Source organism: Streptomyces roseicoloratus (assembly GCF_004117935.1).
Classification (GTDB): Bacteria; Actinomycetota; Actinomycetes; order Streptomycetales; family Streptomycetaceae; genus Streptomyces; species Streptomyces roseicoloratus.
This window is the reverse complement of record NZ_SDOY01000051.1, coordinates 1-292: the sequence shown is the minus strand read 5'-3', so window position 1 is coordinate 292 and position 292 is coordinate 1. Positions and strand designations below refer to the sequence as shown.

Sequence of the window (292 nt, the reverse complement as noted above, 5' to 3'; positions counted from 1 at the left end):
CCGCGCACGCGAGGGACGACGAGGAGATCAAGGCGGCACTCGCCGTGTCCAAGATCAACGAGTACTTCACGTAGGCGGGGGAGCGGGGAACGTGCTGACGTTCGACAACGTGTACCAGGCGCAGCTGCACAAGATGAAGGCCTCGGCCGACCGCTGGTCCGAGATGAAGGGCAAGCTGGACACGCTCGCCGAGGACGCCCGCAGGACCATGGCGGCGAAGGCCCGGGCCGAGGACTGGCGGGGCGTGAACGCCGAGGTGACGAAGCCGTTCATCGACAAGACCGCCAAGGAG

General features: G+C 66.8%; 1 protein-coding gene. It reads left to right on the top strand.

Features of this window, described 5'->3' with window-relative positions:
• Positions 1–91: 91 nt before the first annotated feature.
• Positions 92–292, top strand: a 201-nt coding sequence (locus ESG85_RS04205) for a hypothetical protein (protein WP_164986161.1), incomplete at its 3' end; no start/stop codon positions are given.